Source organism: Actinopolyspora sabaoui (genome assembly GCF_051225635.1).
In the GTDB taxonomy this organism is placed as follows: Bacteria; Actinomycetota; Actinomycetes; order Mycobacteriales; family Pseudonocardiaceae; genus Actinopolyspora.
Genome location: NZ_JBMIHH010000011.1, coordinates 168,039 through 192,364, shown reverse-complemented (window position 1 = coordinate 192,364; position 24,326 = coordinate 168,039). Strand labels below are relative to the sequence as shown.

The following is a 24,326-nucleotide window of genomic DNA, read 5'->3' as shown; positions in this document are numbered from 1 at the left end:
CGGTGGCTCATCCCGATCGGCTGAGCTCGGGCCCCGCAGCGCCGGAGTCGAGTTCCGACCGACCGGAGTCGGATTCCGAGCGAGCGGAGTCGGATTCCGAGCGAGCGGAGTCGGATTCCGAGCGAGCGGGTCCGGAGTCGGCTGGTTCGAGCCGATCCCGGTGCCCGGGAACCTTGCGTCGGCCGAAACGAGGGGACTCGCGGAACGGCTGGTACGTGGCGGTGTCTCGCCCCTGGAACTCGGTGCGCGCTACCCGCCGGTGACGATCGGACAGCAGCAGCGCGGTCACGACGAGCGGCACGAACGAAGCGGCGAGGGCACCCAGCCAGGACACGGCCGTGGCCATGGAATGCCAACGGGTCAGCATTCCCACCGCGACGGCGGGTAGCCCGGCACCGGCGTAGAAGGCGATGTAGAGCGCGGAGGTGACCGCCGCGCGCTGCCGTTGGGGGGCGACCGCGTCGATGGTGGCACCGGCGCCGCTGTAGGTGAGGCCGTGCCCGACTCCGGTGGCCACCGCCGCGATCGCGGTCACCGACAGCGAACCACCGCCGCTCAGGGCCAGCAGCACAAGCCCGCTCAGCAACGCGCCGTGCCCGAGCAGCTGCGCCAGGCGAGGGCCGAACCGGGTCACCAGCGGTTGGATCAGCACCGAGCAGGTGAGCACAGCGCAGAGCAGCGCGCCCGTGATCGCCGGGTTCTCGATCCCCGCCCGGCGACCGAGCACGACCGGCACGACCGCCAGGAAGAGCCCCGCACCGGTCCAGGCCAGGAAGCCGGACGCGGCGGCCGTGGTGAACGAGGCGCGTATCCCCACCGGAATCCGCGGGCGTGTCGGGCGCCAGCGACTCGCCCGGGACGTGGGGGCGGGCAACGCCGAGACCAGGCACCACCCGACCGCCAGCAGCAGCAGATGCACCAGATAGGGCGAGAGCCGGGGCGCGGGTGCGTACTGGGCCAGCACTCCGGCGACCAGCGGCCCGGCGGCCGTCCCCGCCACGAAACCCATGCTGGCCAATGTGGACGCGCGTAACCTGTGCCTGCTCGCGGCTCGTTCGACGAGCAGCGCGCTGGTTGCCCCGGTCACGGCTCCCAGTGCTGTTCCCTGCGCGGCCCGTCCCACCAATAGCCAGATCGGACCGGAGGCGAGCGCGAAGCAGCACGAACCGAGCGCGGCGGCAAGCACGCCCGCTCGCAACACCGTCCGGGGGCCCAGCGCGTCCGAGGCAGGGCCGAACAGCAGCAGGGCGGGCGCGCTGACGAGCGCGAAGGTGGCGTAGACCGACGTCATCGTGAGATCACCGAATCCGAAGGCCTGCTGGTAGTCGGGGTACAACGGGCTGGGCAGATAGGCCCCCGCGGTGAGCACGACCAGCAGGTAGACCGCGGTACGTACCTCGTGGGCGCGCCCGGTGGCAAGCCTGCCCGTGGTGAGCCGAGGAGCGGAACCATCTTCGTCGAAAAATCTCCGGAGCAGCACGCCACCAGTCTGTGCACGAAAACTGCTGCAGAGAAGCAAACGTTTTCGCATACGACCGTGCAAAATGATTACATGATTGATCCGAAGTTGCGGGTGCTGCAGTTGGTGGCCCACCACGGCACGGTCACCGCCGCCGCTCAGGCGTTGCACTACACGCCCTCGGCCGTGTCCCATCAGTTGCGGCAGCTGGCCGCCGAGCTCGGAGTCGAGCTGATCACCCAGTCGGGACGCGGCATCCGGTTGACCGCCGCCGCCACGACCGTGCTGCGCCACGCCGAGGTGCTCTCGGCGCAGGCCGAGCGCGCCCGGGCGGAGCTGGCCGCCGCCACCGACGAACCCGAGGGCTCGTTCACGGTGTGCGGCTTCTCCACCGCGGCGACTCACCTGCTTCCCCCGGCGGCCGCCGCGCTGCGGGACCACTACCCGCACCTGAGGGTCCGGGTCATCGAGGCCGAACCGGCCCGCTGCTTCGATCTGCTGCTGGCGGGTGATGCCGACCTGGCACTGCTGATCGCCACCGACGACACGCCACCCGCTTCGGACACCCGCTTCGACCAGCATCCGTTGCTCGACGATCCGCTCGACCTGGTCGTCCCCGAGCACCACCACCTGACCGACCGTCGGGCGGTCACGCTCGCCGACGCGGCCGACGAGTCGTGGATACTGGGACGGCCGGGCAGCACCTACCATCACCTGGTGCGCACCGCCTGCATGGCAGCCGGGTTCACCCCGGACATCGCGCACTACGCCGACGAGTGGGAGACCGGCACGGCACTGGTGGCCAACGACTTCGGCATCATCCTCGTTCCCAGGCTCGCCAGGCTGCACCAGGACTGGCCCGTCACCCGCATCCCGCTGCGCGGTGAGCCCGCACCGGCACGCCGCATTCTCGCGACCAACAGGCTCGGCAGCCGGGACCGTCCGGCCATCACCACCGCGCTGGACACGATCACCCGAACCGCCAATACGCTCCTTCCCCCACCTGCCCAGGATTAACGAGAGCGGGGCCTGCCGCGTGGGCGGAGTGCGAGGGAATACGCCGAAAAGTACTGGCGGCCGTAACCGGCCCAGGCGAAGTGGCACCTCGGAGCGGAACGATTCGCCGGGGGCTCGGCAAGTGAGTCGGTGGGTCGCGGCGGATCCTCAGGAGCTTCCGGCGTTCGACAACCTCCTGTTACTCGTGGTAACAGTTACTTCGTCGGTCGGTCGGAAGCGATGACTTCCGGCCCGGTCGACTGCCCGCCCCGAGCGGGTCGACGACTTCGGGAAGCCCGGCGAGGACGTGATCATGACGGCGAGTCCGCGAGTACACACCAGCGACGGCATTCGACTCGCGGTGCGCGAGCACGGCGACCGTGCGCGTCCGTGCATCGTGTGCGTACACGGGTACCCCGACGACCGGCATGTCTGGGACAAAGTGGTCACCCGGCTCGCCGAGCGATATCACGTGGTCACCTACGACGTACGGGGCGCGGGCGAATCCGACAGGCCCCGCCGAAACGACGCCTACGACATCGAGCGGCTCGCCACCGACCTGGAACGAGTAATGGACGCGGTCAGTCCCGAACGACCCGTGCACCTGCTGGCACACGACTGGGGATCGATCCAGGCGTGGCAGGCCGTCACCGACCCGCGGCTACGGGAACGAATCCGATCCTTCACCACGATCTCCGGCCCCTCCCTCGACCACGCGGGTGAGTGGATGCGGAGCAAACTGCGCCGTCCCACCCCACGAGGGCTCCGCGACCTCGTGAGCCAACTCGCGCACTCCGGCTACATCGGTTTCTTCCAGCTGCCCGCGATACCCGAGCTGGCCTGGCGCACCGGCATCATGCGGCGGGTGATACGGCTGCTGGATCCCAGCGCCCGGCACATCACGGCACGAACCGGCGACGGGGTGGCCGGGCTCGCGCTGTACCGCAGGAACACCCGACGACGGTTCCGCGCACCGAACCCGCGTCCCACCTCGGTACCGGTGCAGGTACTCGCCCCCACGGGTGATTCCTTCGTCGGAACCCCCATGCAGACCGAGATCGACAGCTGGGTCGAGGACCTGCGGGTGCGGCACCCGCGGGGCGGACACTGGCTGCCGCGCAGCGCCCCGGACCGGATCGCCCACGCCACCGAGGAATTCGTCGAGTACCTGGAGGGCGGGGAGCAGTCCCGGGAACTGCGCAGGGCCCGAACCGGTGCTGCTCGGCGGAGTTTCGCGGATCGACTCGTCGTGATCACCGGGGCGGGAAGCGGGATAGGCCGTGCCACCGCTCACGCCTTCGCCACGGCGGGCGCCGAGATCGTGGCGGCCGATGTGGACGAATCAGCGGCGCGGCTGACCGCGGCACGACTGCGCGAGCAGGGTGCCGTGGCCGCGGGCTACGGCGTGGACGTGGCCAGGGGATCCTCGGTGCGGGAACTGGCCGAACTGGTGCGGAAGGAGCACGGCACAGCGGACATAGTGATCAACAACGCCGGAATCGGCATGTCCGGTTCCTTCATGGACACCACGGAGGCCGACTGGCAACGGGTGCTGGACGTGAACCTGTGGGGCGTGATCCACGGTTGCCGGGCGTTCGCCGAACAGCTGATCGAGCGCGGCGAAGGGGGCCGGATCGTCAACGTGGCCTCCGCGGCGGCCTATCTGCCGGTGCCGGGGCTGCCTGCCTATGCGAGCTCCAAGGCCGCCGTACTCGCTCTCTCCGAACGACTGCGGGGCGAGCTGGCCGCGCACGGCATCGGGGTCACCGCGGTGTGCCCTGGCGTGGTCAGCTCGGCGATAACCGACACGACGACCTTCGTGGGCAGCTCACCCGAACAGCAACGGCGCAAGCGGGAACGGGCGGGCCGCCTCTACCGTCGTCGCGCCTTCAGCCCCGAGGCCGCCGCCGCGGAGATCCTGCGGGCGGTACGCCACGACCGAGCCGTCGCACCGATCACGCCGGAGGCGAGGGCGGGACTGCTGCTCTCGCGACTCGCGCCCGGACTGTTGCGAACGGTGACACGTTCCCGTTGAAACGAACGGGAACCGCACGAACAGGCGACCGCCGCGGGCCCCGGCCGTGGAGCGAGGAACGCGCTCGAAGGATCACGGAGCGCGATGCCCCGCTGCCCTGAGCGGAACAACACCCCGAATGACCTCGTAGAATAGCGGATCGAGTACCGGACACGGACGAGGTGAGGATGACGGAGGAACGGGGCGAGCACTTCATCAGGGCGGTAGAGCGGGCGATGTCGGTGCTGCGCGCGTTCACACCGGAACACCCCGAGCTGACACTGACCGAGATCGCCAACTCCGCGGGGCTGGACCGCGCGGGAGCACGACGACTGTTGCTGACTCTCGTCGACCTGGGCTATGTGCGCCACGACGAGCGACACTTCGCCCTGACGTCCCGGGTACTCGAGTTCGGATACGCATACCTGTCGAACCGATCACTGCCTCGCACAGCGGAACCGCATCTGCGGCGGTTGACCGACGAGCTGCAGGAGATGAGTTCCATGGCGCTGCTCGAGGGCCACGAGATCCGCTACATCGCACAGATCGCCAGCCCCAGGTGGCTCTCGGCGGAGATCCCGGTCGGCACGAGATTTCCGGCGCACGCGACCTCGATGGGCAAGGTTCTGCTGGCGGGCCTGCCTCCGGAAGTACTGGAGGCCCGGCTCGGCGGAATGCACCTGAAACCCGTAACGGCCCGAACGGTCACCAAGCGGGAGAACCTACGTACCGAACTGGCCTCGATACGAGGGCAGGGATACGTGATCTGCGACGACGAACTCGAAACCGGACTGCGCGGTGTCGCCGTACCGCTACGCGGGCCGGAAGGGGATGTGCTCGCCGCGGTCAACGTCTCGCTGCACTCCAACAGCTCGTCGGAGGAAGAGGTTCGTAACGGGATCGTGCCACGCCTCCGCACCACTGCCGACCGCATCGAAGCGGACATGCGTTCTCCCACTCGGGCCTGAGGGGCGGGGGTGTCTCCGGAACGACTCGTCATCGCTTCGGAGACGCCCCGGTGCCACGCTCCCGGGGAGAGCCGGATTCGTCGGGCCGAATCCGGTCGCCCGTCAGCCGTCGTTCAGCTCGGCGAACTCCCGGTAGGACTTCTCCGCTACGTGGATGAAGTAGTCGGGCTCGTCGTCGCCGTGGGTCTCCTGGAAATCACCGAAGGTATCGATCCGCTGGAACCCGACATCGCGCATCAGGCCTCGCAGGTAATCCTTCCGGAGCGGATACATGTTGAGGAAGTATTCACTTTCGTCCGGAAAAGTGTACTTGTAGCGGGCCAGCCCCTCGTCGACGTGATCCGGTTTCGCCGAGACCTGCTCACCGCAGTAGTAATAGGTTTTGTTCGAACCGGATCCGTTGTCCAGCACCGCATCGTAGTTTCGCTGATCGATGATCAGCACTCCGTCGTGCTTGAGCATCGCGTAGAACTCGGCGAGGGTCTTGCGCCGATCGTGCTCGTCGAACAGATGGGTGAACGAGTTGCCCAGACAGATGATGGCGTCGAACTCGCCGTGCACGTCGCGATTGAGCCAGCGCCAGTCCGCGTTGACCACCCGGAGCACGTGGCCACCGTAGTCCATGCCGTTCCGAAACGCTTTGGCGAGCATCTGCGGACTGCCGTCCGCGCTGACGGTGTCGAAGCCCTCCTCGAGCAACCGCACCGAGTGGAAGCCGGTACCGGTGGCCGCGTCCAGTACGGTACGTACGCCACGGGATTTGAGCTGGTCGACGAAGAAGTTTCCCTCACTTTCGGAACGCTTCTTCCAGTCGATCAACTCGTCCCATTTCTCGACCATCCCACCGACGTACTCGCGAGTGTAGTGATCAGTGTCGCGAACCTCGGTCGGATTGTCGCCGAAAACCTGGTTCTCCAGCTCGACGGAACTGACGGATTCGTTCCCGCCCTGTCGCTCGGACGTGTCAGCGGTCATCTTGATCTCCTCGGACGTCGGTGCCACCGGAGGGGACGGCACGCCACATTCCCAACCGAACCGGACCACCAAAAAGGGCCATCCGGATCAGCGACACCGCCGTCGCAATTGATTCGCTTTCTCGGTTCGTTTCACCGCGTGCTTCGGGAACCAAGCTAGACGACTCCGCGCCACGGACAACCCGAAGCGATGTGGCCAAAAGCACAGGAAAACTAGAACAAGGATCCCGAATGCGGAGCGGAGGCATTCTCACCAGGTGAATCGGCCTCTCGGTCAGCTCCACCGCCTTGCCGAAAAAATCGTGGCCGGACACCCGAAGGGTTCGCACCGCGAAAGCGGGTTTCACCGTCCGAACTTCACGCGACCCCCTTCCCCCACCCCCGAGAGCCCGGTCCTCGCGAGCGCGACCACGCACACGACGCCGAAACACGCCGAGGACTCGTCGAACCCGAGCACCATCCACTCACCCTGAAACGAGGCCCACTCACCCTGAAGCGAGGCCCACTCACCCTGGAACGAGGCGAGCGGCGCAACCCACCGGCACGCCCCCCTATCGGTCTACCGCAGGCCCGCGGGAGCACTTCTACACCACAAGTCCGAGTACGCATCGTCCGACCGAACAAACATCTTGCTCCATTCGAGTGAATAACCGAGTAATTGATTGTCACTCTCGGATGAAATCCACTACTCTCAATCGCGGATCCGATGGAAAACCGGATCTTTCCGGCGAGAAGAATCTCTTCGTGAACGGATTCGCGAGGAGGCGTTCACAGGCACATCGGGAACGAACGAAGGCCTGTTCCTGGGGGGAGAGAGGCATTCGATCCTTTTGCGATGTTCGCCGCATGAAAATCAGAGCGGGAGTTTGTTCATGACGGTACACGGATCGCGGAACCGGGGGCAGTCGGCCGCACGAACCGGCGCGGTTACCGGCAGATTCGGCAGAATGTTTCCGACGATCGAACCAAGAAGATCCGCCGGGCAGGCACTGGCCGAGGAGTTCGGTCTACCCGGCGGGAAAATGGACTCCGGAACCACGACCGACGAACAACAGAACCCGGCCCTCGACTCGGGGTTCACCTTTCTCGGTCAGTTCATCGACCACAACATCACGTTCGATCCGACCAGCAGCCTGGAACAGCGGATCGATCCCGATGCTCTGCGCAGTTTCCGCTCACCGCGCCTGGACCTGGACCATCTGTACGGGGGCGGTCCGGTCGTGGACGAATTTCTCTACAACGGTGAGTCACAGCAGACCAAGCTCGCGATCGCCGAGGGGGGTCACGATCACGCCCGGACTCCGGAGGGCGTGGCGTTGATCGGCGATCCGCGCAACGACGAGAACCTGATCCTGTCGCAACTGCACCTGGCATTCGCGAAGTTCCACAACCGGATCGTGGACGAACTACGAGCCGGTGAGATCACCGATGTCTTCGGTCAGGTTTTTCCCAACACACCCGAACCGCCGGAGGAAGGCCGGTCGACCGCCGAACTGCTGACGTTGAGCAATTACTACGACGATCTGCTCGCCACCGCGCAACAGCTGGTGCGCTGGCACTTCCAGTGGATCGTGCGCAATCAGTTCCTCCCGCTGGTGGTCGGCGAGGACCTGATGAACGACATAGCCGAGAACGGGCTGCGGTTCTTCGACCCGAGCGGCGACCCGTTCATCCCGGTGGAATTCGCGGTGGCCGGTTTCCGGTTCGGGCACGCCACCATCCGCTCGCACTACCGGGTCAACGACTCCTTCTTCGCACCGATCTTTCCGGAGGATCCGGAGACGTCCAGCGTGCCCAGAACGGATCTGAACGGCGGACCGGTGGCGCCGGAGGACACGGTGGACTGGCGCTACTTCTTCCAGGCGGACGAGGAACTGCGCGCCACACAGGCCAAGCGGTTCGAGGCCGCGATCAACACACGGCTGTTGGACCTGCCCATCCGTGCCGTTCCGGGCGCGGTCGACGGCGCGTTGCCGTCCCAGCTGCGCTCGCTCGTGGTGCGCAACCTGCTGCGCAGCGAGACCCAACAGCTCCCCTCCGGGCAGGATGTCGCCCGCAAGATCGGCGAGATCCCGCTCAGCGACGAGGAACTGGAGAGCGAGGGGCCGATCTACCTCTGGTACTACCTGCTGAAGGAGGCCGAGGTACTGCGCGGGGGAAGGCAGCTCGGGCCTGTCGGCGGTCGCATAGTCGCCGAGACCCTGGTCGGCCTGCTGCAGGCGGATCCGAGCTCGTACCTGTCGGTCTTCCCGCGCTGGGAACCCACGATCGGTGGTGTGGGCAGCGAGTTCGGCATCGTCGACCTGCTGCGCTACGCCGGGGTGCTCTCGGGGGAGTGACGCCCGCCGCGCGAACTCCTCCCCGGTGCGGCAAGCTCTCGTGGTCCACTACACCCGTGATTACACCGTAGAGTCGAACCACCCCGCCGTGCCCGGCGATTTCCCGCGAAATCGCCGGGTACGTACAGCAGCGGGCACGGCCGCGCACCACCCGGGGTGCCCCGACCGGGGCACCCCGGGGACGAGACGCGGCGTGGTATCGAACGGTCAGCCGCTGTGGTTACGGACCGCCCGCTCGATGCGCTTGCCGATGTCCTCGTCGATGTTGCGCCAGTACTCGAAGGCGCGCTGCAGGATCGGCTCGGTGACGCCGTCGAGCAGGTGCCCCGAGACGTTGTTGACCAACCGCTCCCGCGCGGCGTCGTCCATGACCTCGCGCACCAGCGTGCCCGCCTGGCCGAAGTCGTCGTCGTCCCGACGCGGGGTGTAAGGCTCGTGCACCATGTCCCCGCTGGTGTGCCAACCGGAGTACCCGCCGAACCGATCCGTGTCCGCTTCGGGGCCCCCGTAGGAGTTCGGTGCGTACACCGGGTCCGAGATCTTGTTGACCCGCATGCTGCCGTCCTTGCTATAGCTGTGGACGGGCACCTCGGCCGAGTTGACCGGGATCTGCTTGTAGTTGGCTCCCAGCCGCGCCCGGTGGGCGTCGGCGTAGGAGAACAGCCGGGCCAGCAGCATCTTGTCCGGGCTCGGACCGATCCCCGGGACGAGATTGTTCGGCTCGAAGGCGGCCTGCTCGATCTCGGTGTGGTGATCAACCGGATTCCGGGTGAGCGTCATCCGCCCCACCTCGATGAGCGGATAATCACCGTGGGGCCAGACCTTGGTCAGGTCGAACGGATTGAAGCGGTAGGTCTCGGCTTCCGCGAACGGCATGATCTGCATGTACAGCGTCCAGCTGGGATAGTTCCCACTCTCGATCGACTGGAACAGGTCCCGCTGGTGGTAATCGCTGTCCGCGCCTGCCAGGTGATCGGCCTCCTCCTGGGTGAGGAAGTCGATGCCCTGGTCGGTCTTGAAGTGGTACTTGACCCAGAACTTCTCGTCCCGCGCGTTGATCCACATGTAGGTGTGGCTGGAGTAGCCGTTCATGTGTCGCCAGGTCTTCGGGATCCCCCGGTCGCCCATGAGCCAGGTGACCTGGTGCGCCGACTCGGGGGACAGCGTCCAGAAGTCCCACTGCATGTCCTTGTCGCGCGAGTTGGTGTCCGCGCGCCGCTTCTGCGAGCGGATGAAGTGCTGGAACTTCATCGGATCGCGGACGAAGAACACCGGCGTGTTGTTGCCGACCATGTCGTAGTTGCCGTCACTGGTGTAGAACTTCGCGGAGAAACCACGCGGATCACGCCAGGTGTCCGGGCTGCCGCGCTCACCGGCGACCGTGGAGAACCGGATCATCATCTCGGTGCGAGTGCCCGGCTGGAACAGGGAGGCCTTCGTGTAGGCGCTGACGTCGTTGGTGACGACGAACTCGCCGAACGCACCGTTACCCTTGGCGTGCGGCTGGCGTTCCGGGATCCGCTCCCGGTTGAACTGCGCCATCTGCTCGATGAGGTAGTTGTCCTGCAGCAGGATCGGCCCGTTGGGCCCCACCGTCAACGAGTGCTCGTCACTTTCGACCGGGATTCCGGCATCGGTGGTGGTCGGGGGTTTGGGTTTTTCTTGCGTCACTGCTGGTGCCTCCTCGTGGTGGTTTCGAGGTGGCGAATTCCGCATGCTCACCCGGCGAGTCCCGCGACGGCTCCAAAACACGACCCTCGGCCCCGGCGAGCATGTCCACGCCGTCCTCGTGGGGTTTCAGGCAACGACGAAGTACCGGGCACACGTGCGTCCTCGTGCGTCCCGGTCGACGAGACCGCGCTCCGCGCCGGAGCGGCACCGCCCGGGGACTGGACGAGCCACTCTGCCGCGACTCACGAGCCGCGCTCGGCCCGGGCGCGGCAGCCTCGGCGAGCTCGGCTTCGACACCGACCGACCAGCCGGGCACGGCTTCCCGTGTACCGGCATACCGCCGTTCCCCATACACCCAGTGCACTCCTGTATCCGGAACGGAGCAAATCGGGACACGCGGAAGGCCACTGATCGTGTTGCTTCAGGAGGGGAGCCACCCGACGAACCGGGGAGTCGCCCCGTGGTCGCGCACGAACCGGGGTAGAAAGCGCCGGGAGCGAGTATCACTCTGTTCGTGCCGAACCGTGCTCAACCACCCCCGGAGGTGCCGATCTTCATCCGCTACGCAGGCAACACGTTCGGTGATATCGGCGTCGTCCTGGATGAGCGCCTCCCGGTCGACCTCCTCGTCGGCGGGCTCGACCGATCGAACCATCCGGACGGAGCGAAAACCGGCCTTTCGGCACTGTTGCTGGTACTTCCGGACGATGTGATGACACGCGGTGTATTCATAGTGTCGGTGGCATGACGATCTTGCTAGCCGACCCGCGAGTCCGAGCGATCGGTGTGCGCGACAACGGTGAGCCGCTGGTGCCGTTGGACTTCGCGTCGGGAGTCGTGGTGCGATCGGGGCTCGCCAACAGATTGGACGAAGCCAGGGGGGCACTTCCGTCCGGTGTGGACCTACGGGTCCTGGAGGGCCACCGGAGTGTGAGCGATCAGCAGGCCATCATCGACGACTACACCGGCGAGTTACGTGTGCTGCATCCCGACGCCGACGAGGCCGAACTGGACCGGCTGTCCAGCCGGTTCGTGGCCCCCATAGCGGTGGCTCCGCACGTGGCCGGAGCGGCGGTCGATCTGACGCTGGTCGACGACGAGGGCGAGGAACTGTGGATGGGGACAGCGGTCGACGCCACCCCGGAACGCAGCGACGGCGCGTGTTGGTTCGACGCCGAGGTGGACCGAACGGCGCGGCATAACCGGACGATACTGGCCAGCGCACTCGGGAACGCCGGACTGGTCAACTACCCCACCGAGTGGTGGCACTGGTCCTACGGAGATCGGTACTGGGCGTTACTGACCGAAAGCGAACACGCCGTCTACGGGCCGGTCGAAGCGAAGAATCCGGTATGAAAACGCCTACGGCCAGCCCTCGAACATCCCGAAACACCACCGGAGTCCGGGAACCCACCCTGGAGATAGACCTGGCCGCCGTGGCCGCCAACACCAGTCGATTCGTCCGGCGGGTACGCGGCGAAGTGATGGCCGTGGTGAAAGCCGACGGGTTCGGGCACGGGCTGCACGCGGTGGCCCGAACCGCGCTCGCGAGCGGCGCCACGTGGCTCGGCGCCACATCGATCACGGAGGCCCTGGCCGTGCGCGCCACCGGAGTGGACGCACCTGTGCTGAGCTGGCTGAACCCGGTGGACGCCGACGTGACGACCGCTTGCAGGCACCGGATCGACTTGGCCGTGCCCAGCGGAAGACACCTCACGGCCGTGGTCGAGGCCGCCGCCCGGTCCGGATACCGGGCCCGGGTGCACCTCCAGCTCGACACGGGAATGGCCCGCGACGGCGCCGCCCCGGACGAGTGGGCCGAGCTGGTGGTAGCCGCCAGACGAGCCGAGATCGACGGGCACATCACGGTCGTAGGGGTGATGGGCCACCTGGCCCGGGCCGCCGAGCCGGGCCATCCGGCGAACACGACCGGTCTACGGGAGATGCTCCGCGGGGTGGAAACGGCCGGGTGGGCCGGGCTCCGTCCCTCGATGCGCCACCTGGCAGCCACGGCCGCCACGCTGACCGACCCCGACACACACCTGGACCTGGTTCGGATCGGAGCCGGGCTGGTGGGCATCGACCCGTCCGACAGCACACGGCTGCGCTCCGCACTGCGGCTGACCGCCCCCGTCGTCCAGGTGCGACGAGTACCCGCCGAAACCGGGATCGGCTACGGGCACACCCACGTGACCGAGCGTGCGACCAACCTGGCGTTGCTACCGCTCGGCTACGCCGACGGGCTGCGTCGGGACGCATCGGACGGGGCCCGGGTGCTGGTCGCCGGTAGGCGGTGCCCGGTGGCCGGGGTTATCTCGATGGATCAGGTCGTGGTGGATCTGGGGGACGATCCGGTCGAGCCGGGCACCGAGGCGGTGGTGTTCGGGCCGGGTGACGACGGCGAACCGACCGTCGACGACTGGGCGCACTGGGCGGGCACCATCCCGCACGAGATCGTGACCGGTATCGGTCACCGTATTCGGAGGAGCATTCGATGAGCGGACGGTTACGGGTGGCCGTGATCGGCGGTGGACAGAACAGCGAGCACGAGGTCTCCCTGGCCTCCGCGGCCTCGGTACGTGCGGCACTCGACCCCGCCAAGTACGAGGCGGTGGCGTTGACCATCCTCCGCGACGGCAGATGGCTGGGTCCGGACGAGCAGCCGCTCGGCACCTCGACGGCCGACAGCCTCGCCGCCGCGCTCGAGGTACTGGCCAACTGCGACGTGATGTTGCCGCTGCTGCACGGACCACGAGGGGAGGACGGCACCCTCGCCGCCCTGTGCGAACTGGCAGGTCTCCCCTACGTGGGGGCGCCGGTACGCGCCGGTGCGCTCGCGATGGACAAGTGGGCGACGAAGCGGGTGGCCGAGGCTGTCGGCGTGCGGACCGCGCCGGGCGGGCTCGTCACGCGGAACGATCTATCCACAGTAGTCTTCGACCGGCCCGTGGTGGTCAAGCCGCTCGCGGCGGGATCGAGTTTCGGGGTGCGCCTGGTGCGGACCGCGGCGGAACTCGAACCGGCGCTGCGTGCGGCACTGGAACTGGACGAACGGGTGCTCGTGGAGCACGTGGTGACCGGCCGCGAGGTGGATGTCACCGTGATCGACGATCCGGAACACGGGCGTCGGGTCGGACCGCCACTGGAGATCCTGGTCAACGATGGCCTGTTCGACACCACCACCAAGTACGACGGAAGCGCCGCGTTCGAGATCCCGGCCCGACTGACCGGAGCAGAGGTCGAGGAACTGACCGATTCGGCCCTGCGGGTGTACGACGCCCTCGGCTGCCGCGGGCTCGCCCGGGTTGACTTCTTTCTGACCTCCGACGGCTTCGTACTCAACGAGGTGAACACGATGCCCGGCATGACAGCCGAGTCCCAGGTGCCCAAGATGTTCGCCGCCGAGGGACTGACCTACCCGGAGCTGCTGGACCGACTCATCCGATCGGCCCTGGCGAACGGTGAAGTGGCCGCGGAGGCGGTCGGGTGAGCCGGGCAAGGAACGGACAGAGCGCACGGGGCGGACAGATCGTCGGGCTCAACGTACTGCGGGGGCTCGCGGTCCTGCTCGTCATGCTGCGCCACGCTTTCCCCGACATCTTCCCCGGTGCGGGCGTGGTCGGGATCGTGATGTTCTTCACGCTGAGTGGTTACCTGATCACCGGAGTGCTGACCAAGGAGTTGGCCACCGACGGCAGGGTCGACTATCGGCGGTTCTACCTGCGCCGGGCCCGAAGACTGTTGCCCGCGTTGCTCGCGATGGTCGTGGTGTTCGTCGTGGTGACAGCGACCTTCGACCCACTGGGTGACCGCGACAGCCTGCCCCGGACCGTCGCGGTGATGCTGACGTTCACCGGCAATCTGCCGGTCATCCACTTGGGGGGCGCCGCGTTCCACTGTTGGACACTGGCCACCGAGGAGCAGTTCTACCTGGTATGGCCCGCGCTGTTGGCACTGGCCTGGACACGTCGCAGAGTCACGGCCGCGCTCGTGACCACCACGGTGATCGTGCTGGCCGGTTGTGTGGCGACGCTGGTCTGGTTGTGGCCCTACCCCGACAACGCCTACGGGCTGCCCACCTCGTGGTTCGTGTGCTTCGTGATCGGCGCCGCCACTCGACTGCGCGCCGATTCAAGGTGGGTGCCCGGCAAGCTGGTACCACTCGCCCTCGCGGGCCTGGCAGTGCTGTCGGTCCTGCCGCTGCGCGGTCACGCGTTGACCTATCTGCTGGTCGGCCCGACGATCGCCACCCTGACGGCAACGCTCCTGCTGGCCTGGTCGCGTTGGAAGGAGTTGGCCGACCGCGCATTGCTGACCCGAGGGCTCGCGGCACTCGGCCTCGTCTCCTACGGGGCCTACCTGTGGAACTACCCACTGACCCTGTGGCTGCGGCCCGAGCTGGGTGCGGTGGCCGGGCCACTGGCCATGGTGCTGACTATCGTGGCGGCAGCACTGAGCTGGCGATTCATCGAGCAACCCATCATGCGAGGCGGTCGAACACGGCGCGGGCAACCATCCGACGCCATCCCCGATAGGCAACGCGGGTGAGGCCGGCGGAGCACCGTGTCCCGGCGAAGGCCAGATGATCGACAGCTTGGGTTGGAAGTCCACAACTCCTCGGCCATGGCTGAGTGCCGGTCCCTCGAACGGCCGGAAGGCCGAATCCGGTGCCGGAGGCGGGGCGGGTTCAGCATCGAACTCGCCGAGGGATTCGAACTTCCCCGCTCCGTCGACCACAGCTTCGACCGCCTCACCGCCGCGCTCGACAGGTGCTCACCACCTGGTGGCGATGCCGGTGAAGGAGAACCTGCCCCACCAGTGACACCCGAGGAGTGGTATCGGGAGGCAGGCACTGTCCACTACGAAACGTGCTGGTCAGACTTGCGGAGGTCCCCATCCCCGAGGAGGACCAGCCGGCGGGCCGGGCTGAGTCGGCGGTCCCAGGATCTCTCCGGACAAGCCGTGCCTGTGAAGGATCGCGGGAGCCGGCGGCAACAAACGCCGGACAATCAGGTAGTTCATCACCACCAAGAACAGAATGACCACGGGAACCAGCATGGCTATAACGAGCGAGACCGTTGACACGTCGGTCGGCTCGGTCGCGTGAATAACCAACGGTAGGTATGCGATCCCCATGAGCACTGCCGCTATGATCACCAACGCCCACAAGGGACGACGCACTTGAGCCGCGATGGTCAAATTGAGATATCCGGCGGACACGCTTCGACGTCCAGCCGGAAGATAGCTTCCCGCCGCGAGCAGGCACAAAGCGCCGATCCCCAGAAACAGCTTCGCGATCATCAGGTCGCCATCGAGAAACAGCACGACGAAACCCAAGATCACAGCAGCGATGATCGACGGCACACCACCACGCACCAGGTCATTCCTGATCTTTGCTTCAAGTGGGGGTGATATCCATATAAACTGGAGATAGGGAAACGATCCGGGATGCATTAATCAACCTGCCAGTTCGAAGCGTCGCCATCACTCGTGGTCGCGTCCGAGAGATCAGCGTTGGAACGCGTCCACTCGTCGCCAGGATCGTGGATTTTCTGAAGATATTCCGCAGCCCTGGCAAGCATGTATTCGAGCTCCGTCCACACCGGATCGTACGTGGCGCACGACCCTCTCGGTGGCGAATCCCGGATTTCAAGGTACCCGGTCGGTTTCGCGGTCACCGATGACCAGCCAGGCAGGTAGAAACGCGGACCGCTCGGGTTAGGCGGGAGCACGCTGACCGAGAATACCCTCCCAGCTCGCCGGGTGACTCCACGATCAGCGACTCCCGCTCCGGGACTTCCCAGTCGTGCGTCGTGCGTTCCGGGGCCGATCCGGTCAGCGGCGGCACCCCAGCACGGCCTGCGGGACTCGGAGACCCGAGCCCCTCCGCCGGTTATCACCGCACCTGGGTCTCCTGTCCGGCGATGCGGCTGCTCAGCGGCGTTTCGGGGAAACTGCGCAGAGTGCGTTTGAGCTCCGCGAATCCCGGCCACCGGGTGAGCGTTTCGACAGCGTCCCACAACCGCACCGCCTCGGCGTCGTCCGGAGCGCTGTCGATGACCGGACCGAACAGGGCCGGTCCGTCCGGCGGATCGAACGACAGGATCGGCGTTCCCACGCCACCACCGGCGCGCTGCACGGCCTCCTCCGTCTCGCTGCGCAGACCCGCGTCCCACGACGGATCGTGCGCGGCCTCGGCGAGCCCACGCGGCAGCCCCACCTCCTCGAGTACGGCTTCCAGGTCGCGTCCCGAGGCGGTGCTGGCCAGTACCGCCTCGAAGCTCTCCTCCGCTGGTGGCGCGACGTCCCAGACCGCCTCGCCCAGCGCCCGATACAGCTCACCGACCACGTCCACACCGTGCTCGGCACGGGCCGCCGCCACCACGCGCAGCATCTCCAACCCGCGTTGGTGCGCTTCCGGATAGGCCGCGGGTTTCCCCTCGTAGCCGATCGGCTCGTTGAGCATCTTCAACGACAGTGGACGCCAGTTCACCCGCAACAGGCGCTGGGACTCGACGCTGCGCACCCATCGCGCCGTCACCCAGCAAAACGGGCAGACCGGATCGAAGAAGAAATCAATACGTTGCTCGGACACGGTTACACCTCATGTCGTTTCGTCGTTTGGCGGGTCCAGCAGACCGCTGGGTTCGACTCGTTCGGGCCTGCCCGCGACTCAGCACTGCTCGTGTGGCCGGCGTCGGAGGGCGGGGCCGCCCCTCGTCGGCGGGGCGGTTACGGAATGTTGTTCACGCTTGCCAGGCGTGCGTCTGGAACGGTTCGTCGACCCGGGGTTTCGGCGAGGTGGTTGGTCAGCGCCTGGTAGCCCTGGGGACGATTCGGGGGGAAAATGCCGTGCAGGCCCGGGACCTTCCCAAGGTTCCCCCTCATAATGCTTCAGGACGTCAACGATGTCTGCCGGAACGAGGTGCGGGGATGGCCGGGCGCGGCCACCTCGAGTTCGACGCGAAGCCGCGTACCACTTGTCCGGGCAGCAACGCGGCAAGGCGCTCCTCGAAGCATCAGGGCCGGGAAGCATCAGGGCAACCGGGCGATCCCGAGCTCCCGCGGCCCGGCTCCGCGACAAAAAAGAGGCCGCCCCCGCCTTACCGGCGGAGATGACCTCCAAAGACAGCTCACACGAAGGGTGTGCTGTGGAGCTGCGGGGAATCGAACCCCGGACCTTCTCGATGCGAACGAGACGCGCTACCAACTGCGCTACAGCCCCGGCGCTCCCGGCCTTCCGACCGAGTGCGCGACCAGCATAGCAACCGCCTCAGGCGGATGGGCACACCCCCCACCCATCCGCCGTTCGACGTTATTCTCCCACCGCACGGCGGTAAGGCTGCCACAATCGGTCGTCGAGTTCGTCGAACTCGGGATCCTCGTCGTCGATGTCGAGCACCTCGGTGTCCCCGGGGCGAGAGACGTCCGGTCGCACCCCCGAATGCCTCTCCTCCTCCGGAACGGGGTCCTCGGTCACGTGACCGGATTCGGCTACAGCGGGAGCGGAGCCTTCGCGTCCCCTGTCCCGCTCGTCGTCACGCTCGTCCGACTCCCCGGAGAGTCGCGCGAGCCTGCGACTGCGCACCTCCTCCTCGATCCGCACCTGCTTGCGCAGATACCCCAGGTATCCGATCAGTAGCAGATCGGTGAGGCCGTGCACCCACCACAGCGCCGACCAGGACAACCCGGCGAGCACGGCGGTCACCACGGCCACCGCGAGCATGGCGAGCACGATCCGCTGCCTGCGCGCGTACTTGGTACGTGCCGCCAGCGCGGCGGCGTCCGGATCGAAACCACCGCGCCCGGGGCGGTAACGCCGTCCCGGTCCGGTCTCGTCACTGTCCGGACCGCGCCGGTACTCGCTCCCGGTGGCGTCGAACTCGTCGTCGACGTCGGTTCCGTCCGAGTTGTCCCGCGCGGCCGATGAACGGGACTTGCCTGCTGTGCTGTCAGGCATCGTGAGCGCCTCCTTGTTTCCACTGCCGCTCGCTCCACCCGCCCCGGGCCGGGCCTGGCCGCCGCGCCGAACCACCCGCGAGTTCAGCGCGGTATCCGTCGTACGTGGGACTCGCCGGCCGCGGCGGACGAACATGGGCACCAGAACGATGAGCCAAGCCGTTGCCAACCCCACGAAAATCAGTGCGCTGAGCACACCTTGCCACCTCCCCCTGGCAAACGGCGGCACACACCTGCACTGTCCACGTTATCCAGAACCCTCATACCTGTCTTGGAGCCACGCCGAGCGCGGCTCGCTCCAAGCGAGCACGAAAATCCCGCAAACGGGGCAAGATACGACACGCAGTGATCAAATTTTGTTGATGAATTTCACCCGAAAGAACCAGTGAGTCCTAATGAGATCGTGTGATCGTCAATACACAACATCATCAGAGGGCGCGTTCGGCGGAATCATCGACCCCCGCGACGGCCGGAACGCTCGGGAAACTCCGGGAAATCCCGGCAACTGCCCCGGAACGACTTCGTCAGGGGCGCTCGGCACGACCCGCTCGAATCAGCGCGGCCACCGCCCCTTCCGGGACCTCTTCCCTGGTCAACGCGTAGACCCAGTGGTCGCGCCATGCTCCGGCCACATCGAGATAGCGCTCGAACAACCCCTCGCGCCGGAACCCCGACTTCTCCAGGACCCGAACACTGGGGGAGTTCTCCGGACGCACGGTCGCTTCCAGCCGGTGAAGTCCGGCCGGGCCGAAGCAGTGGTCCACGGCCAGCGCCACGGCGGCGGTGGCCACTCCCGATCCCGCACTCTGTCGCGAGACCCAGTAGCCGATCCATCCGGAACGCAACGCGCCCCTGATGATGTTCCCGACGGTGAGCTGCCCCGCCAACGCCCCGTCCAGCGTTATGACGAACGGCAACACGTGACCGCGCCTGGCCATCCTGCGCAACGCGTTCCACTGTCCGAACCAGGCAGTGCTCGTGTTGCGCTGGTTCCAGTCACCACCGGTGGGTTCCCAACGCCGCAGGTAGTCCCTGTCCCGCAGCCGCACCTCGCTCCAAGCGGCGGCGTCGCGCAGCCTGGGCGGGCGCAGGGCCACCCTGCCAGCGGGCACCACCACCGGCCCCACCCTGGCGGGCCAACCGGGATGTCTACCCTCGGCGAGCTCGAATTCGGGGACGGCTCCCGTCATAACGAACACCGGCTCCCATCACTGGAAACGCTGACTCGAAAAGCACCCCGCCGCGCCGAGCGGATGCCGTCAGCACTGTTCTCAGGACCGCTGTGACAGGAAACTCACCCGGAGCCACTCGCCCGCAACGGCCTGAGTGACATCCTCGTCGAGCGTCATCAGGCAATTGGCCTCGGCCAACGAGGCCAGCAGATGCTCCTCGGAACCACCGACCGGCTGCACCAGATAGGAACCTCCCTCGGCGTCGCGCAGCAGTCTGCCCCGCACGAAGCCGCGCCGCCCCTTCGTGGACGAAACCGGCGAGACCAGCTCCGCTGTTATGGAACGGCGGTGCGGATTCGCCTTGCCCAGCGCCGAGCGCAACAACGGCCTTACCAGTACTTCGAAGACGACGAGGGCGCTCACGGGATTGGCGGGGAGCAGGAAAGTGGGCACCCTGTCGGGCCCCAGTCGTCCGAATCCCTGGGTGGAACCGGGGTGCATGGCCACTCTCGTGGTGTCGAGCTCACCGAGTTCCGTCAAACAGGAGCGGATCTCCTCCGCCGCGGAACCGCCCGCACCGCCGGTGATGAGCACGATCTCGGAAAGCAGCAGCCTGCCCTCCACCACCTCACGCAGGCGCCTGGGATCGGACTCGACGATGCCCACCCTGGTCACGTCGGCACCGGCGTCCCTGGCCGCCGCGGCCAACGCGTAGGAGTTCACGTCGTAAACCTGCCCAGCATTGGGATTGCGGTCCACATCGACCAGTTCCGGCCCCCACGAGATGATCGATATCCGCGGTCGGGGATGCACCAGCACCTTGCTCCTGCCCACGGCGGCCAACAGCCCGACCTGGGCGGGACCGATCGCCGCACCCCGCCGCACCGCTGCGTCACCGGAGCGCACATCCTCGCCCTCGCGACGGACGAAGGCCGCCGAGGGCACCGAACGCCAGACAGTGACCTTGGCGGGATGCTGATCCGTCTCCGAGACCGGCACCACCGCGTCGGCCAGCGTCGGCAGCGGGGCACCGGTGGTGACGCGAACCGTCTGCCCCGGCTGCAGTCGGCGGGGCTGTCGTGAACCGGCGGTCACCTCACCCACGACGGGTAGCTCCACCGGTTCACTCCCGGCGTGGCGAACATCGACGCTGCGAACCGCGTAGCCGTCCACGGCGGCCTGGTCGGCACCCGGCAGCGCCCGCTCCGCCACGACTTCCTCGGCACACAACAATCCCTGTGCCTCCGCTATTGCCACCCGAACAGGTGAAGGCCGCACGGCGGCCGCGAGTACCCGTGCCAGCTGTTCATCCACTGATCTCATGGCTCGACCTCTTCGGCGAAGACACTGTTGCCCAGTACGCGCACGGGACAGCGGCGTACGGAGCTCAGCTCCGGTTCAGCCGTTCGCCCAGCCACTCTCGCAGGTCATCCCCGTACTCGGAGTCCCGTAGCGCGAAATCGACCGCGGCTTTCAGGAAACCGCCGGGATTTCCCAGATCGTGCCGCGTCCCGCGATGGACCACGACGTGGACCGGGTGCCCCTCGGCGATCAGCAACGCTACGGCATCGGTCAGTTGCAGTTCACCGCCGGCACCCGGTTCGATGCGCCGCAACGCGTCGAACACCTGGCGGTCGAGCAGATAGCGGCCGGCGGCCGCGAGATTGGATGGGGCATCGGCGGGTTGGGGCTTCTCCACCATGCCGCGGACACGTTTGACGTCGGAGTCCTCGGTGTCGGAAACGTCGAAGACCCCGTAGGAGGAGGTCCGCTCGGGCGGCACGTCGAAGGCACACAACACGCTGCCGCCGTAACGAGCACGCACCTCGGACATCCTGGTCAGCACGCCGCTCTCCTCGGCTGCTGGATAGACCAGATCGTCCGGCAGCAGCACCGCGACAGCCTCCTCGTCGGCGCCGAGGTTCGGCTCGGCACAGGCCACGGCGTGCCCGAGGCCCAATGCCTTGTCCTGAATCGCGGAATCGGCAGTGATGAGCTCCGGGGCCCGGCGCACCTTGCGAAGCAGTTGCTGCTTGCCCCTGGACTCGAGAGTGGATTCCAGCTCCGGCTGAGAACGGAAGTGTTCGACCACCGAACTCTTGTCCGGAGCGGTGACGACGACCATACGGTCGGCACCGGCCTCGGCCGCCTCCTCCGCCACCAGTTCGATTCCCGGTGTGTCGACGACCGGCAGCAATTCCTTGGGCACGGATTTCGTTGCCGGGAGAAAGCGAGTTCCCAGCCCGGCCGCTGGAACGATCGCGGTGCGGAAAGCCGCAGCCGCCTGCGAGCTTGTCAGGCTACTCATGACCGCGAGCCTAGCGATATTGACTACCCTTCGTCGTTGTGACTCTCTCCGCGGATGAACTGAACCGGAAAGAACAATGGCGACGCAGGCTGGGTTCGGAACGTGACGCGCTCACCGAACGAACCCGTGCCGAGGAGAATCAGGCGCTGCGAACGGCGATAATCGAGTGGTTGTCCGAGACGCGGATCACAACCGTCTGCGCCTATGTGCCAGTGGGGTCCGAACCCGGTTCGCCGGAACTGCTCGACAGCCTCGTGGCGCGGGGGCACCGCGTGCTGCTGCCCGTCATGGCTGGCAGAAACCCCTTGGAATGGGCGGCCTACGAGGGAGCGGATTCGCTGCGGCGTGCGACCTACGGACTGCTGGAACCGAGCACGCCCCGCCTGGGGACGAGCGCGATCTCGGAGGCGGGCGCGGCGCTGATTCCCGCCCTGGCCGTGGACCGACGAGGGGTACGCTTGGGCAAGGGTGCCGGTTTCTACGACCGATCGTTGCCGCTGGCCGACGAATCAGCCGAGCTCACGGCAGTGGTTCGGGATTCGGAGTTCGTCGAGGAACTACCCGCCGAGGCACACGACGTGCGTGTCACCGGAGTCATAACCCCCGCTTCCGGCTTCACCCGCCTGCCGGCGTGATTTCGGTTACGGCCGGCTCCCGATACGCCTCGGGGAGCGTGACACTATCGAGGTCGCATTGTGACACAGCCCCGATTGCGTCGATGTCCAGCCGTGCAGCATTATCGTATTGGCACTCGACCTGTTCGAGTGCCAATGTCGTTGTCCGGGGACCGGCACCACGTGTGTCACCGAGCGCGGCGCGCCGATACGTCGCCGTCCGATTCCGGAGGTATGAGACCCGTGCCCACTTACCAGTACGCCTGCACCGCCTGCGGGCACGATTTTGAGACCTTCCAGTCGTTGAGCGAGGACTCGCTCACCGATTGCCCGGAGTGCTCGGGCAGGCTGCGGAAGAAGTTCAACGCGGTGGGCGTCGTCTTCAAGGGCAGCGGGTTCTACCGCAACGACAGCCGCGGCTCGAACTCCTCGAGCGAGTCCGGCACCTCGACGGGCACGAACTCCGGCTCGAGCAGCGGCTCCTCCGACAACTCCGGTTCGGGGAGTTCCGACTCCTCGGGCGGGAGTTCCGGTGGCTCCTCGGAATCGAGCTCCTCCGGAACCCAGACGCAGACTTCCGCGGCCACGAACTGATAGAACCTCTCCCCTCGCGGAGCCCGGGGTCCGCTGTCCGCGCGAGCCGCGGGCGGGCAGCGGGAGACCGCCCCGACGGGCTCGACTCGGCACCTCGGTCGTTCCCCGGCTCGCCCGCCGGGACTCGGCGGCACAGCGACGCGTGAGTTCCCCTGGTTCCACGAGGCACGATGCCGTCCACACCACGCTCGACGCTCCACAGCAGATCCGATCGAGGTTGTTCGGAACCGTCGGAACCGCTCCAAACTCGTGGTGACGCGAATCACCACCGAACCGAGCGGGAGACCGAGTTGCGAGAAAGTGTCGCCGACCGCGGACCACGACGGGGCGTGCGGGAACGGCTGCGCGAGACGATGCGGACGCAGGGCAGACGAATCGTGTTGCTCCGTCGTGCCCTGGCGGCCGTGCTGCTGCTGCTGGCGGGGTGGTACGCACTGCCCGCACACTCCGGAACAGCTTCGAGAACGACGACGGTACTGACCGCCTCCCGCGACCTTGCTCCGGGGAACCGGCTCGCCCCGCGGGACGTCACCGTGGTCCGGATGCCGGAGCGACTGGCGCCCGACCGAGCACTGCGGCGACAGGAACGAGCCACCGGCGAAGTCCTGGCACGCGCGGCACGTCGCGGCGAACCACTGACCGATCTGAGCCTGTTGGACGGGCCGCTCACCAAGCTGACCACGGGCGACGAAACCGAGGCCGCGGTCGCGATCCGAGCCGCCGACGAGGCGATGGCCGAGCTGCTTCGTCCCGGCCTACACGTGGACATAGTCGGCAGCCGGAGCGGAAACACCCGGATACTCGCCGAACGGGCGACCGTCGTGGCGGTTCGTCCCTCCGACAGGGACGCCGAAGGCGACACGGTCGTGCTCGTCGAGCTCGGACACCGCCGGGCCGCCGACGTGGCCGCTGCGGCGCTACGCGAATCGGTCACGATGACCCTCCGCTGAATTCCCCTGCGCTGAATCCTTCTGCACTGAATCCCCTCACCAACCACTGCCGCGCGCACCGGTTGAAGCGAAGCACGGAACAGCCGCGCCGCCGGGTGAGAAACCAGGTGTGCTTGGGGCGGTTCCTCCTCCGGAGGGCGTCAATTTCCCACGAAATCGCCGCGCCACTTCGACGCAGGCCGAACTCCAACCACCCTCGCGGTCGGCGCCGCAGCGGGTTCTCGGGTGCGGCTCTCGCGAGGAAGGCCCGACGTTGTGTAGGTCGCTACCCGATGTCGGGCCTCCCCGCAGCGAGAGCCGTGCCAGAG

General features: G+C 67.0%; 20 protein-coding genes, 1 tRNA gene and 1 pseudogene. 12 read left to right on the top strand and 10 right to left on the bottom strand.

Translation table 11 applies throughout. The features are described 5' to 3' along the window. Positions 1–7: 7 nt before the first annotated feature. Positions 8–1,480 (bottom strand): MFS transporter, encoded by a 1,473-nt coding sequence (locus ACOQFL_RS19935; protein ID WP_435545709.1) that lies wholly within the window; start codon positions 1,478–1,480, stop codon positions 8–10. A 72-nt stretch (positions 1,481–1,552) separates the two neighbouring features. Here ACOQFL_RS19935 and ACOQFL_RS19930 point away from each other — a divergent pair, with 72 nt between their 5' ends. The 3 genes from ACOQFL_RS19930 to ACOQFL_RS19920 all read left to right on the top strand — a co-directional run bounded on the left by ACOQFL_RS19930 (position 1,553) and on the right by ACOQFL_RS19920 (position 5,437). Continuing rightward, a complete protein-coding gene (locus tag ACOQFL_RS19930; RefSeq protein WP_435545708.1) occupies positions 1,553–2,476 on the top strand; it encodes a LysR family transcriptional regulator in 924 nt (307 codons plus the stop codon). Positions 2,477–2,768: 292 nt separating this feature from the next. Further along, positions 2,769–4,490: an SDR family oxidoreductase gene (locus ACOQFL_RS19925; RefSeq protein ID WP_435545707.1), complete on the top strand. Its 1,722-nt coding sequence runs from the start codon at positions 2,769–2,771 to the stop codon at positions 4,488–4,490. Between the two features lie 167 nt (positions 4,491–4,657). Beyond that, positions 4,658–5,437, top strand: coding sequence for an IclR family transcriptional regulator domain-containing protein (locus ACOQFL_RS19920; protein ID WP_435545706.1), 780 nt, complete (start codon positions 4,658–4,660; stop codon positions 5,435–5,437). Positions 5,438–5,545: 108 nt separating this feature from the next. Here ACOQFL_RS19920 and ACOQFL_RS19915 read toward each other — a convergent pair. Then, positions 5,546–6,412, bottom strand: a pseudogene (locus tag ACOQFL_RS19915) (glycine/sarcosine N-methyltransferase); the annotation flags it as partial. A gap of 946 nt (positions 6,413–7,358) precedes the next feature. Here ACOQFL_RS19915 and ACOQFL_RS19910 point away from each other — a divergent pair. Next, entirely contained in the window at positions 7,359–8,750 is a 1,392-nt protein-coding gene (locus ACOQFL_RS19910) for a peroxidase family protein (RefSeq protein ID WP_435545705.1), read from the top strand. A 207-nt stretch (positions 8,751–8,957) separates the two neighbouring features. On the opposite strand, the gene ACOQFL_RS19905 is transcribed toward ACOQFL_RS19910, so the two are convergent. Beyond that, positions 8,958–10,466 carry a catalase gene (locus ACOQFL_RS19905; protein WP_435545727.1) on the bottom strand — a complete coding sequence of 503 codons (1,509 nt, stop codon included), beginning with the start codon at positions 10,464–10,466 and terminating at the stop codon, positions 8,958–8,960. 499 nt (positions 10,467–10,965) lie between these two features. Here ACOQFL_RS19905 and ACOQFL_RS19900 point away from each other — a divergent pair, with 499 nt between their 5' ends. The 5 genes from ACOQFL_RS19900 to ACOQFL_RS19880 are packed head-to-tail and all read left to right on the top strand — an operon-like array spanning position 10,966 to position 14,969. Then, on the top strand, positions 10,966–11,169 hold the full coding sequence (locus ACOQFL_RS19900; protein ID WP_435545704.1) for a hypothetical protein: 204 nt from the start codon (positions 10,966–10,968) through the stop codon (positions 11,167–11,169). Continuing rightward, positions 11,166–11,777, top strand: a complete 612-nt coding sequence (locus tag ACOQFL_RS19895; protein WP_435545703.1) for a M15 family metallopeptidase — start codon at positions 11,166–11,168, stop codon at positions 11,775–11,777. Before ACOQFL_RS19900 ends, ACOQFL_RS19895 begins: the two co-directional genes overlap by 4 nt. Next, complete coding sequence (gene alr, locus ACOQFL_RS19890; protein WP_435545702.1) at positions 11,774–12,919, top strand: alanine racemase; 1,146 nt, start codon at positions 11,774–11,776, stop codon at positions 12,917–12,919. The genes ACOQFL_RS19895 and alr overlap by 4 nt, the downstream gene beginning before the upstream one ends. Further along, positions 12,916–13,911: a D-alanine--D-alanine ligase family protein gene (locus ACOQFL_RS19885; RefSeq protein WP_435545701.1), complete on the top strand. Its 996-nt coding sequence runs from the start codon at positions 12,916–12,918 to the stop codon at positions 13,909–13,911. The genes alr and ACOQFL_RS19885 overlap by 4 nt, the downstream gene beginning before the upstream one ends. Beyond that, positions 13,908–14,969, top strand: coding sequence for an acyltransferase family protein (locus ACOQFL_RS19880; protein ID WP_435545700.1), 1,062 nt, complete (start codon positions 13,908–13,910; stop codon positions 14,967–14,969). The genes ACOQFL_RS19885 and ACOQFL_RS19880 overlap by 4 nt, the downstream gene beginning before the upstream one ends. A gap of 327 nt (positions 14,970–15,296) precedes the next feature. On the opposite strand, the gene ACOQFL_RS19875 is transcribed toward ACOQFL_RS19880, so the two are convergent. The 7 genes from ACOQFL_RS19875 to ACOQFL_RS19845 form a co-directional block, all read right to left on the bottom strand. Next, a complete protein-coding gene (locus ACOQFL_RS19875; RefSeq protein WP_435545699.1) occupies positions 15,297–15,797 on the bottom strand; it encodes a hypothetical protein in 501 nt (166 codons plus the stop codon). A 520-nt stretch (positions 15,798–16,317) separates the two neighbouring features. Further along, positions 16,318–17,016 carry a mycothiol-dependent nitroreductase Rv2466c family protein gene (locus ACOQFL_RS19870; RefSeq protein WP_435545698.1) on the bottom strand — a complete coding sequence of 233 codons (699 nt, stop codon included), beginning with the start codon at positions 17,014–17,016 and terminating at the stop codon, positions 16,318–16,320. Positions 17,017–17,573: 557 nt separating this feature from the next. Continuing rightward, positions 17,574–17,646, bottom strand: a tRNA-Ala gene (locus ACOQFL_RS19865). A 90-nt stretch (positions 17,647–17,736) separates the two neighbouring features. Next, a complete protein-coding gene (gene sepX, locus ACOQFL_RS19860; RefSeq protein WP_503169963.1) occupies positions 17,737–18,576 on the bottom strand; it encodes a divisome protein SepX/GlpR in 840 nt (279 codons plus the stop codon). Between the two features lie 328 nt (positions 18,577–18,904). Beyond that, on the bottom strand, positions 18,905–19,570 hold the full coding sequence (locus ACOQFL_RS19855; RefSeq protein WP_435545696.1) for a GNAT family N-acetyltransferase: 666 nt from the start codon (positions 19,568–19,570) through the stop codon (positions 18,905–18,907). Positions 19,571–19,651: 81 nt separating this feature from the next. Further along, positions 19,652–20,875, bottom strand: a complete 1,224-nt coding sequence (glp, locus tag ACOQFL_RS19850; protein ID WP_435545695.1) for a molybdotransferase-like divisome protein Glp — start codon at positions 20,873–20,875, stop codon at positions 19,652–19,654. Positions 20,876–20,939: 64 nt separating this feature from the next. Continuing rightward, the gene (locus tag ACOQFL_RS19845) at positions 20,940–21,860 is read right to left on the bottom strand and encodes a UTP--glucose-1-phosphate uridylyltransferase (RefSeq protein ID WP_435545694.1); all 921 of its coding nucleotides are present in this window, start codon (positions 21,858–21,860) and stop codon (positions 20,940–20,942) included. A gap of 38 nt (positions 21,861–21,898) precedes the next feature. On the opposite strand from ACOQFL_RS19845, the gene ACOQFL_RS19840 reads away from it, so the two are divergent. The 3 genes from ACOQFL_RS19840 (at position 21,899) to ACOQFL_RS19830 (ending at position 24,018) form a co-directional block, all read left to right on the top strand. Further along, positions 21,899–22,495, top strand: coding sequence for a 5-formyltetrahydrofolate cyclo-ligase (locus ACOQFL_RS19840; protein WP_435545693.1), 597 nt, complete (start codon positions 21,899–21,901; stop codon positions 22,493–22,495). Positions 22,496–22,717: 222 nt separating this feature from the next. Then, positions 22,718–23,068 carry an FmdB family zinc ribbon protein gene (locus tag ACOQFL_RS19835; protein ID WP_435545692.1) on the top strand — a complete coding sequence of 117 codons (351 nt, stop codon included), beginning with the start codon at positions 22,718–22,720 and terminating at the stop codon, positions 23,066–23,068. A 290-nt stretch (positions 23,069–23,358) separates the two neighbouring features. Beyond that, the gene (locus ACOQFL_RS19830; protein ID WP_435545691.1) at positions 23,359–24,018 is read left to right on the top strand and encodes an SAF domain-containing protein; all 660 of its coding nucleotides are present in this window, start codon (positions 23,359–23,361) and stop codon (positions 24,016–24,018) included. The last annotated feature ends 308 nt before the right edge of the window (positions 24,019–24,326 follow it).